This is a genomic window from Flavobacterium sp. (assembly GCF_044368625.1).
Taxonomy (GTDB): domain Bacteria; phylum Bacteroidota; class Bacteroidia; order Flavobacteriales; family Flavobacteriaceae; genus Flavobacterium.
The window spans coordinates 34,007-44,159 of the sequence record NZ_JBIPPD010000370.1; the positions used below are offsets into that span (position 1 = coordinate 34,007).

Below are 10,153 nucleotides of genomic sequence, written 5' to 3' on the forward strand. Positions count from 1 at the left end.
GCGACCGGGCTGCGGCGCATATGGCAAAGCAGCAGACTGCGCATATCTTTGTTTGTGAGGTGGTGGAATGACCTACACACTCGAACAGCTCCAAAAAATGCGCAAAAGTAGCGTTGATTTTGCGCTGGCAAAACTGGTTCTGAAAAGGCCGATTGAGCGCGGCGGGCATCCGTCTTACTGCGTATTTGCCGGCGATACTATGCCGCTGGCATTTCAGCATAAGATTTGCCTCATAAATTCAGAAAGCGGCTGGATTGCGTTTTTATTTGACACCACCAATGGAGATATTGAGTTTGAAGATAAAAATCCGCTACGGGCTATCGCCTGCTGTCTGATTCTGGTTCTTCAGGAGCAAAAATGACCCACCACAGAGCCACAGACGGCACGCTACTTTGGCGCTCAGGCTTCTGGGCGTGCGGTCCAATACTTTACGACGGCAGCAGCTTTCAGGCTGCCATTAACGCGACCTTGGCAGTTGAGCTGGTCGATTTGCATATTCTGCGCATGATGCGCGGTTGATTGGAGAATTAACGTGACGAAAAATGATTTGATTGATAATGCAATAATCGATCTGGCTAACTGGCCATCAAATGAGCCAGAGGAAAACCATTTGTACCAATTAAGTTCCGGCAGATTTGTCGCCGGCATTGCTGGCGGTATCACTCCGGCGCCGTTTTGCACCCGAGAAGAATTCGAGGCGCGCAAGGCTGAGCGGCAGAATAAGCCGGACTGGAAAGATTTGCCAGACTGGGCGCAGTGGCTGGCGCAAAATGAAAGCGGGGTTTGGCATTGGTTTCAAAACAAGCCGCTGAATGGTTTTACTGGATTTAACAGCGGCGGAAGTTGCGGATATGCAAACACAGGCAAAGTAATCGGCGACTGGCGCAACACACTGGAGCGGCGGCCGGAAACAACTGAAATTAGCTGGCCAGAAGAGTCGCGCATTGATGTCGTCGGCACCAATGGCAATGATGGGCTGCATTATCACGCTAAAGCGCCTGAGCTCACATTTGGCGCCGGCGTATTCAGCCTGGTTGACGATTCACCAAAAACAGCATCCGATTACCTTGCTGCGTGCACCAAGGTTCAAGACGAGCGCGGCAAGCAATACGACGCCAGCAGCACCGGCGAACGCAGTTTTGATGCAGCGGCAGAGGCGTTTAATTGCGTTACCGGAAAAGACCTTCGCGGAAGCGATGTCTGCTTAATCCTGGAGATGGTGAAGTTGATCCGGCAGTACAGCGATCCGACGCGGCTGCATGCCGACTCTGTGCTGGATAAGGTGAGTTATTCTGCATTGTGGGCCGAGCAGCTGACTAAGGAATTATCGTGACAGGCGCCTACGAATCGATCGCGGTGTGCTTAGCGCGCCGCATCGCCATGAAATACGGCGAGAACCAGCAAGCGGCTATCATCCAGACTGCAGCGCGAATGCTGGACGATGCGGACGAAACAACTAAGCTGGCGTTGCTTGACTTGATTGCTGCGACTCCATCTGAGCGGCAGCGCATTGTTGCTTATGCTGAAGTTATGATATTGACTTGCTGAATACTGATAAACAAAAGCCGGGTGATTAGTCCGGCTTTTTCTCTTTCCGCTTCACCCGGCAGATCCGTTCAATCTCTGCCAGCCTGTCCGGATTATCTCGTGTTTCCGACTTATAGCAGGACAGGTCAACCGACAGCAGGCCGCCGGTGATGTGCTGCAGCTCGAATGCCATACCGCGCGGCACGACTGGACCCCAGTTTGAGATCGTGCCGGTGCTGCCCAGGCCAAGCGCCTTTGTTGCGGCGCTATTGCCGCCGAATAAATCCAGAACCTTTTCAGTCCGCATATGCCACCCTCTTTAAATTTCCGCTTTAAAGTATAAGCCTCACAGGATGAAGCGGTCAAACTGAAAATAAATCTCATATTTAAAAGCGGCAGATGTTGACCAATTCGCTTTAGATGATAAGATTGAATTATATTTATTTAACGGGGAAAATAATGGACACCAACCAACTTGTAAAACTCTCGCAAAGTCTCGACGCGGCAAGGTCGACCCTATCAGACTGCATCAAAGCACGCAGCATTGTTAATAACGCTGGTACCCACCAGTCTGAAATATCTATCCGCTGTGGAAATGTCACAGTTAGCGTAACTGAAATGGACCGCGGTTATACGCAAAGCATAATTCGCGGACGTGAGATGATAGCTCTTGGCATCAAGAAGGTATTAAACGCCAAAATTGACGATGCGCAGGACAAAGTGAAACGCATTGAGGCGGAAATCAAAGCACTGACAGCCGGAGATAAACCATGACAACACCAGAACGCGCAGCCGTCTTGCTGCAGTATGAACAGCTGGCCCAGCAATTCGATGACCTGCACCACCCGCATAACACCGGCATTGGCCGCAAAGGACTGCAGAAGCAGCGCATTGATACCGGAATGCGGTTGTTCCGGATCCGCAAAGAGCACAGGATCACGGTGCAGGAAATGACAGAATTTAAACGCCGGGGCCGCCCGGTATGCTCAACAGTGGCACAGGCAATGACGCAGATGTGCCGGTTTTTTGGAGTGCAGCAATGATCACCCCATCTTTTGACGATTTCGACGCACCAGCGCCGGCACCAGTAAAGCCAGCGCTGCCAGTTGCAACCAAAGACATTAAGCCCGGCATTTACTACGATATGAGCAACGAGCAGTACCACGGCGCAAACGGCATCAGCTGCAGCGGCCTGAAGCATGTGCTCGAATGCGAGGCCGATTATATCTGGTCGAAGCAATGCCCGCAGGATCCGGAGGCATTGCGCACGTTCGATATTGGCACTGCGTTTCACTGCATTTTACTGGAGCATGACCAGTACGACCGGCGGTATATCATCGCGCCAGAATTTAACCGGCGCAGTAACCAGGGCAAGGCTGATGAAGCTGCATTTTTGGCTGAAGTCGCGCACGAAAATAAAATAGTCCTGAGCCATGAAGACAACAAGCAGTTGCAAATGATGCGAGAAAGCTGTTACGCGCACCCAGCTATCCGGTGGCTATTGGAAGCTGACGGCACTGCAGAAGCGTCAATTTTTTGGCGTGACCATGAAACCGGCGAAATACTGAAGATCCGCCCAGACAAGTTTATCCAGATTAATGATCACCATATCATCCTTGATGCCAAGTCAATCGGTCAGTTTGACCAGATGGAAAACCAAGTCGAGCGCATGGGTTATCACATTCAGGACGCAATGTATTCTGATGGGTACAGTCAACAATTTGACGCTATTCCGGATTTTTACTTTGCATTCTGCAGCACCACAATGAGCTGCGGACGATACCCGGCAACATGCCGCCAGCTGCCTTATGACTGGAAATCAGCCGGGCACCAGCTGTATCGCGATGCGCTGCACAAATACCATGCGGCAAAACGTGACAGCGACTGGCTGAAAATCCCAGAGCTTACCCGGCCACGCTGGGCTAAATAATCTTAAATTACTGAGCAAAATATATTTACTTATGCTTTAATGTGTGAGAATGTATTTTTGTTTTCAACCGGAGGAATTATGTCTAACAACACACTGCAAAGCTATGCAGCAACCGCGCTGCAGGCTTGGAATGAAACGAACCCAGGATTAGCTGCGCGTGGCATTGATGAGTCAACGTGGAATGCGCTGTGCTCAACCATTTATCCCGGCGCAAAGCCTGACTCGGTGGTTATGGCTGTCGATTACTGTCGGGCGCGCGGCCTTGATGTGATGTTAAAGCCTGTGCATCTGGTGCCAATGAACGTCAAAGATGCGCAGACCGGTCAATACGGCTGGCGCGATGTGCCGATGCCCGGCGTTGGCCTTTACCGCATCCAAGCCGACCGCAGCAAAACATATGCTGGCGCCGATGAGCCTGAATTTGGCCCATCAATCACTCAGGAGTTTAAAGGCAAAAACGGCAAAGTAACGGTGACTTTTCCGGAATGGTGCCGCTATACAGTCCACAAAATCATTGGTGATCGCATTGTCCAATTTCATGCCAAAGAATACTGGATCGAAAACTATGCCAGCGAAGGTAAAGATAACGACGCGCCAAACTCCATGTGGAAAAAGCGCCCATTTGCACAGCTGGCAAAATGCGCTGAGGCGCAAGCACTTCGCAAAGCATGGCCAGAGATTGGCCAAGAGCCGACAGCTGAAGAAATGGAAGGCAAATCATTTGACAGCGAGATCAAAGATATTAACCCGGCGCCAGCCGCCAAATCGCTGAAGTCTATTCAGCAGTCAGCGCCAGTAGCGGTACCTGAATTCGAAGATGCGCCGGACGATTTAGCCAAAGCGGTCAGCATGTCGCTTGATTGCCAAACAGAATCAGACCTTGGCCAGTGGTGGCAGCAATACTGCCGGTACGCTGAAGGCACCAAAGAACACCAAACCTTATCGGCGGCATACTTCGATCGCCTGAACGAAATCAAACAAGCGGGAGCAATTTAACATGACAGAACAGATCCAAAACTTGCCGGCAGTTGAGTCGGTGGAATTATCCGCAGTGATTGCAACGCCGGTGGTTATCTCCGGCAACTTCGATGCGGTTAAATCATACGTATCAAACGAACTGCAGCGCTATGACGTCGTTGTCACAGCTGACACCCTGTCCGACTGCAAAAAGCTGGCAACGCAGCTGAACAAAATGGCCAGCGAAATTAAAGCCCGCGGTAAAGCAATCACAGACGAAGCAGCGCAGCCAATCAACTTGATCAAAGAGCAGATCGCAGAAATCGTGCAGATGTGCTTGTCAGGGCGCGAAAAGCTGACTGCTCAGGTCAAAACGTTTGAAGATGAAACGCGCAAACTGTGTGAACAGCTTCTGGTCGCGTGCCGGGCTGAACTGTGGGAATCAACCGGCGTGCAGCCGGAGTTCCGCCGCACCCAGTATTTGGACCTGATTATTTTAACCAACGTCACCGGCAAAGGCGCGTTAACCGGCAAAGCAAAACAGGAAGTGCAGAACCGGGTTAATGCTGACAAGCGGCTGCAGGACCAGACTGAAAAACGCCTGCTGATGCTGGAAAATGTTTGCCTTAAAGCCGGCATGATTGCCGCGCTGACCCGTGCGCACGTTGAAACATTCCTGTTTGCTGATGATGCAACATACCAGCAGCGACTGGACGCAATGATCGCATCAGAATTGGAGCGCCAGCGCGCCACTGAGCAGCGTTTGCGTGAACAGCGAGACGCAGAGCAGGCACGCATCGATGAGCAGCGCCAGCGTGAAGCTGAGCAAGCAAAACAGCGTGCGCTGGATGAGCAGGCCGAACAGTTCCGGCAGCAACAACAATCAACCCGGGTTGAACAGTCTGAAATTGTGTACCCGGGTGAAATGACTACTGCGCCGACACAAATCAAGCCGGCGCCATTGTCCGCCCCGGGTAACAACTTCCAGCAGCGCCCAGCCCCGGCACAGCCGGCCGCCGCACCGTCGATTGTTTTCGGTTTCGGCGATCGCTCTACCGGCAAATTGACTGGCCGATCAAATGACATTACCGACGCAGCGCAGCAAGCGCTGGATCTGTGGCAACAGTCAGGCACAGAGCTTGGGATCTGGCAAAAAGACAGCTCAGGCGTTTTATTGGTCGCCATCGTTACAGATGGTTCAGTTTTCTGGCGGGCGCAGTAATGCGCCTTTGGAGTGTGTATGTTCGCAGTTTTCGGAATTAACCAGACCAAAGCAAGAGCGATGGCCGTTAAAAAAACACCAAAGACAACCGGAAAAGGAAAGCAGCTGCGCGCATTGACTGATCAGGAATACCAGGATCTTTTGCAGCAAAACACTGAGCGGTATATGCAGCAGATGAAGCCGGTTATCTTAAGCCCAGAATACAGCACGCCAGATATTTGTCTTGATTTTATAAAAATGGCAACAGATGGCGGAGCCACGCGATGTCAGATCATGATTAAAGCGCCGGTAGAAAGAAAAGGCAGGGGCGGCCGGGTATCGATTGGCAAGAGCTGGATGCCCTATGAGGCTGGCAAAGACTATTCCATTAAATCAACATTAATCTGAGCGTAACAGAATGAAAAAATACTCAGTAATTTACGCAGATCCGCCTTGGTCATTCAGCAACAAAAAGACCGGTGGCAGCATGAAGTCCGGCGCAGCGGCCCAGTATGACACCATGAGCATTGAGCAATTAAAAAAGCTCGATGTGCCGGCTATCTGCGCTGACGATTGCGTGTTGGTTATGTGGTATGTAGGCAGCCAGCCACAAGAAGCAATCGACCTTTGCAAAGCCTGGGGATTTACTATCAAAAACATGAATGGCTTTATCTGGGTAAAGCTGACCGAAATGTTTTTGCAGTTCTTTGGTATGGGCTTCTGGACCCGCGCAGGCGCCGAGTGCGCTATTATTGCCACCAGAGGCAAGCCGAAACGCGCCAGCGCTGCTGTACGTCAAGTAAGGCTTGCTCTTATCGGTCGACACAGTGAAAAGCCGGCAGAGTTTCGCGCCGACATTGAAAAGCTGTGTGGCGACGGTAATAAACTGGAAATGTTTGCGCGACAATCTGCTGCAGGATGGGATGTTTTCGGGAATCAGGTTGAAAACTCAATCACAATTAACACAAAGGAATGATCATGGATCCAAGCGCAATTTTATGGATGATAGCAGCGGCTTATGTGCTTGGATTTGTAGCAAATAAGGTGAGACGGAAATGAACGAAAAACAAAAGGTTTTAGCATCCGTGATGCTTGATAAATATTCAATCGTTTTGGCCAGCAATGTTTGCAACGATTGGCATTACCCAGAAAATTGGACCGAGCAGGAAAAGGCGGAATTCTGCAAAGGCTACCACGATTGGAATGGAGATCCTGAAGAGTTTGATCTGGACAATCTGCATTTGCCTGATTTCGGAGTTGCTGCATACCTTGCGCATTTAATGGTGGAAAGTGAACCCAATTAAGCCGCGCTATTGGGCGCATGAGCTAATCCAGCTCAGGTATGAGCGCGCAGCACGGATTAAGCGTTACACCGTCGCTGCGCTTTGTTTTGGCCTATTAATTTTGATGGTGATGCTATGAACGATAACTATGATGACGAAATGCAGGATATTCAGGATCTGATTGATGCCACAAAGCAATCTTTAAAGATTTTGGCAGGCATAGCAGTAATTGCAGTATCAATCGCGCTGGTTGTGCTGTTATGACAGTCCGCCAGCAGATTGAAGCGCTGATACATGCCGGCGCCAGAGATTGCGAAATTGAGCAGCAACTTAAATGCGACCGGGCCTATATTTACCGGGTACGAAAAGCAACTGGCATTGCCAACAAAAATGCTTATGCTCAGCGGATGCCAAAGCTTATTGAGTTGGTCGCTCAAGGATTAAGTGACGAACAGATCGCGCCGCACTTTGGTATCAGTCCAGAATCAGTCAGAAAAATGCGCAACGCCGGCAATGTTCGCAGGATCAGGCTGCACGAAAAGCATCATGAAGTTGTCGCCCTGCTGCGGCAGAAAAACAAACAGATTTATGTTGCTGCTCTTTTTGGTCTGTCTGAATGGGTCGTGATGAACATATGGCGGAAACAGCAGTTGATTGATAAGAAAGCCGGCACCAAAACAGCTAGTGCCGGCTGTAACAATCAGCAGGTTGATATAATGACAGTGACAGATTTGCAGTCTGACCGGTCGTCTGACATTTCTACTTCGATATGAATTTTTGACCGGCCAGCAGCAACACCAGTAACCATAAAGCCAATTTCGTTGCCGGATATGTCAGTGTCACCGATAGTCAGCACGGCCGCATTTTCAGCAGTGACAACGGCGCTTGAAATTGTGGCGCCTGCCATCCAGGATAAATCCAGCCGGATCCAATACCGGTCAAATGAGCCAGCCGGCAACGGCCTTGGTATGGTCACTGACATTATGCACCCCGCGTCAGAGTCACGGATGTGATCTGAGAAGTTCCGCCAGAAACATAGCTTGTGGTTGTGACGATTACCGGCGTGCCTGATGTGCCGACAGCCAACTGCTCAGTGTATGAACCGGCGACAAGGCGCGCAAATGTTGCGGTTCCGGTTGCATCAATGGTGTCGTTTGCAATGGCATTGGCTGTCATTGACCCGGACGATGGGCTGCCAAATCCGGCCAATGTATGCGCAGCCAGTGCTGTGTTGCCAGACAGCGCTGCATCGGCGTTTGCCGGCGGAGTGCCGGAGTAAATAGTTAAAACAGCAGTTGTCATAATAGTACCGTAATCGGTCAGCTGCTTATTGCGTAATGCGACGTTACCAGACATATCTCACCTCAAAATTGTACGCCGCGTGACGGCTCTTTAAATTGAATGCCAGCACCAACGCCGGTCATTGGGTTTGAACTAACAACTCGCGCAGATACTGCGAAAGAAATTGCACCTATATCATAACCGATTGTAGCACTGACGTCCTGCGGTGCTGGCCCGGCAGCTGATGCAGATACAGCAAAAACAATTTCGCCGATATCAAAACTGACGGTAGCTGCAGATCCAGGCGATGACGCTGCGGCAGTGATGCTGAACGATACCTCGCCGATATCATAGCTTGCCGTCGCTGAAACTACCGGAACTGATGACTCTGCCGACACATTGAAGTCAATTGCACCAATGTCATAAGCGATTGTCGCAAAATTACCTGCAGGCGCTGCGGATGCTTGGATATTGAAATCTATAGCGCCGATGTCGTAGCTGATCTCAGACTGCACAACTGGCACTGATGACGAAGCGTTGATGCTGAATTCAATGGCCCCGATGTCATAACCTACGGTCGCACCAACAACCGGCACAGATGAACTTGCAGAAATTGCGAATGCTATCTCTCCGATGTCATAGCTGACAGTTGATTGCACGCCAGATGAATAGAAACTGGCGATCATGCCGTCGCCGACGGCACCCGCTGCTAGTGCGGTTTCTGTGTCGGTCTCATAGTGGATCTTCTGGTATAGCGGCCAAATCTCCGGAACCACATTGGACACGTTGGCGCTTGTGGCGGCAATGTCTTTAATCCACTGTCGCACGTTGGCATATGGCGTCGTGTTCTCGCCGCTGATTGCCACCAGCATACTATCCGCGCCGGTCAATGTTTTTAGCTGGTCGATCACCGTGTTGTAGCGTGATTTAAAATCAGCTTCAGCGGTCTCTAGCACTGAGTCGCCTTCGCCGATCCAAGTTGCTACTGCTTCAACGTGGCCGGTCGGTGACTCTGCTGCGTAAAACGTCAGCATACGGTTATTTAGCGATTGGCCAGGCTGCCACTGCGCTAGTGACGTTCCGCCCGCTGCAACACCAATGAACAGCACCGGGCATTCCAGTGCTGTAGTCAGCTGCGTTGCGAGCAGCGGGAATATTGAACCGTTAACGGTGTAAGTATCAAACGGGTCAGCGGTTGCGACAACTTGCGTATTGCTTTCAACGGCCCGCTTTCTCCACCAGCCAGCCGGCCCCGTGTAGGTTTGCGCGTTGTTTGCGCGGCCTGAAAAATTTGACTGGCCCCAGAATAAAAACTTAGCGCCCACGGCGATGCCCGCGTGGCTATCCGTGGCGGCCACAAAGTTAGATACACGCACCTCTACGGCGCCGACGCCAACTGCAGCACCGGTTAACGTGCCGGAAAATGTGGTTGTTGGGGCTGCGTCGATTACTTGCCACGCCCCGCCGTTGAATCGCGCCTCAATAGTAGCGCCTACAGTCAAGTCGGAGCATGTGCCGTTAATGGCGATGTTGCCGGTGTTGGTGGTCTTGTCGCGCGCCAAAAATACGTTAGCTGCTGGATTAATTAGCAGGATGGTCGGGTTTGAAGTTGTCACAATACCGCGATCGTTACCGGACGGACCTGTGCCATCTAACACGCCGCCAGTCGCCGCCGTAAAAATGTCGTTTGCGTAATCCGTGAACGCTGCAGCAGTTACGCCGGTTAACGCGCCGGTACCTGATGCGCTGGTGTCGCCAGACGCCATAAAGCTGACGGTCGCTGCCGTGGTTGAGCCAAAGAAGTCCACCACACTGTTGCCGTATGCGACCACATTTTCGATCACCGTGCCCGCAACATCTTTGCGCATCCCGCAATATGACGCAGTGGTGCCGGCTTCAATGTTACACCCAGCGATCACCACGTTGCGTGCTGTCACACCTGCAAAAGCCGCTTGAATGGCCGACATATACGCT

At 51.3% G+C, this 10,153-nt stretch carries 16 protein-coding genes; 13 read left to right on the top strand and 3 right to left on the bottom strand.

The genetic code is table 11. The features are described 5' to 3' along the window. The first annotated feature begins 67 nt into the window (after positions 1–67). The 3 genes from ACIQ2X_RS16950 to ACIQ2X_RS16960 all read left to right on the top strand — a co-directional run bounded on the left by ACIQ2X_RS16950 (position 68) and on the right by ACIQ2X_RS16960 (position 1,548). Positions 68–361, top strand: a complete 294-nt coding sequence (locus tag ACIQ2X_RS16950) for a hypothetical protein (protein ID WP_396180203.1) — start codon at positions 68–70, stop codon at positions 359–361. Between the two features lie 186 nt (positions 362–547). Then, complete coding sequence (locus ACIQ2X_RS16955) at positions 548–1,333, top strand: DUF6378 domain-containing protein (RefSeq protein WP_396180204.1); 786 nt, start codon at positions 548–550, stop codon at positions 1,331–1,333. Continuing rightward, complete coding sequence (locus ACIQ2X_RS16960; protein WP_396180205.1) at positions 1,330–1,548, top strand: hypothetical protein; 219 nt, start codon at positions 1,330–1,332, stop codon at positions 1,546–1,548. Before ACIQ2X_RS16955 ends, ACIQ2X_RS16960 begins: the two co-directional genes overlap by 4 nt. Positions 1,549–1,573: 25 nt before the next feature. Here the strand turns inward: ACIQ2X_RS16960 and ACIQ2X_RS16965 are convergent, their stop codons facing one another. Then, entirely contained in the window at positions 1,574–1,834 is a 261-nt protein-coding gene (locus tag ACIQ2X_RS16965; protein WP_396180206.1) for a Cro/CI family transcriptional regulator, read from the bottom strand. A 152-nt stretch (positions 1,835–1,986) separates the two neighbouring features. On the opposite strand from ACIQ2X_RS16965, the gene ACIQ2X_RS16970 reads away from it, so the two are divergent. The 10 genes from ACIQ2X_RS16970 to ACIQ2X_RS17015 all read left to right on the top strand — a co-directional run bounded on the left by ACIQ2X_RS16970 (position 1,987) and on the right by ACIQ2X_RS17015 (position 7,671). Continuing rightward, positions 1,987–2,301 carry a hypothetical protein gene (locus tag ACIQ2X_RS16970; RefSeq protein WP_396180207.1) on the top strand — a complete coding sequence of 105 codons (315 nt, stop codon included), beginning with the start codon at positions 1,987–1,989 and terminating at the stop codon, positions 2,299–2,301. Then, positions 2,298–2,570 carry a hypothetical protein gene (locus ACIQ2X_RS16975; protein WP_396180208.1) on the top strand — a complete coding sequence of 91 codons (273 nt, stop codon included), beginning with the start codon at positions 2,298–2,300 and terminating at the stop codon, positions 2,568–2,570. The genes ACIQ2X_RS16970 and ACIQ2X_RS16975 overlap by 4 nt, the downstream gene beginning before the upstream one ends. After that, positions 2,510–3,457, top strand: coding sequence for a PD-(D/E)XK nuclease-like domain-containing protein (locus ACIQ2X_RS16980; protein ID WP_396180209.1), 948 nt, complete (start codon positions 2,510–2,512; stop codon positions 3,455–3,457). Before ACIQ2X_RS16975 ends, ACIQ2X_RS16980 begins: the two co-directional genes overlap by 61 nt. Before the next feature lie 78 nt (positions 3,458–3,535). Continuing rightward, positions 3,536–4,453: a phage recombination protein Bet gene (gene bet, locus ACIQ2X_RS16985; protein ID WP_396180210.1), complete on the top strand. Its 918-nt coding sequence runs from the start codon at positions 3,536–3,538 to the stop codon at positions 4,451–4,453. A gap of 1 nt (position 4,454) precedes the next feature. Further along, positions 4,455–5,636 carry a DUF1351 domain-containing protein gene (locus ACIQ2X_RS16990; protein ID WP_396180211.1) on the top strand — a complete coding sequence of 394 codons (1,182 nt, stop codon included), beginning with the start codon at positions 4,455–4,457 and terminating at the stop codon, positions 5,634–5,636. Between the two features lie 60 nt (positions 5,637–5,696). After that, positions 5,697–6,023, top strand: coding sequence for a hypothetical protein (locus tag ACIQ2X_RS16995; RefSeq protein ID WP_396180212.1), 327 nt, complete (start codon positions 5,697–5,699; stop codon positions 6,021–6,023). A 10-nt stretch (positions 6,024–6,033) separates the two neighbouring features. Next, the gene (locus ACIQ2X_RS17000; RefSeq protein WP_396180214.1) at positions 6,034–6,591 is read left to right on the top strand and encodes an MT-A70 family methyltransferase; all 558 of its coding nucleotides are present in this window, start codon (positions 6,034–6,036) and stop codon (positions 6,589–6,591) included. A gap of 79 nt (positions 6,592–6,670) precedes the next feature. Then, positions 6,671–6,919 (top strand): hypothetical protein, encoded by a 249-nt coding sequence (locus ACIQ2X_RS17005; protein ID WP_396180215.1) that lies wholly within the window; start codon positions 6,671–6,673, stop codon positions 6,917–6,919. A gap of 114 nt (positions 6,920–7,033) precedes the next feature. Beyond that, positions 7,034–7,162 carry a hypothetical protein gene (locus ACIQ2X_RS17010; protein ID WP_396180216.1) on the top strand — a complete coding sequence of 43 codons (129 nt, stop codon included), beginning with the start codon at positions 7,034–7,036 and terminating at the stop codon, positions 7,160–7,162. Next, positions 7,159–7,671 (top strand): hypothetical protein, encoded by a 513-nt coding sequence (locus ACIQ2X_RS17015; RefSeq protein ID WP_396180217.1) that lies wholly within the window; start codon positions 7,159–7,161, stop codon positions 7,669–7,671. Before ACIQ2X_RS17010 ends, ACIQ2X_RS17015 begins: the two co-directional genes overlap by 4 nt. Before the next feature lie 208 nt (positions 7,672–7,879). Here ACIQ2X_RS17015 and ACIQ2X_RS17020 read toward each other — a convergent pair whose 3' ends face one another. Both ACIQ2X_RS17020 and ACIQ2X_RS17025 read right to left on the bottom strand, forming a co-directional pair. After that, positions 7,880–8,254 carry a hypothetical protein gene (locus ACIQ2X_RS17020; protein WP_396180218.1) on the bottom strand — a complete coding sequence of 125 codons (375 nt, stop codon included), beginning with the start codon at positions 8,252–8,254 and terminating at the stop codon, positions 7,880–7,882. Between the two features lie 8 nt (positions 8,255–8,262). Further along, a partial coding sequence (locus tag ACIQ2X_RS17025) for a sialate O-acetylesterase (RefSeq protein ID WP_396180219.1) occupies positions 8,263–10,153 on the bottom strand: 1,891 nt, incomplete at its 5' end.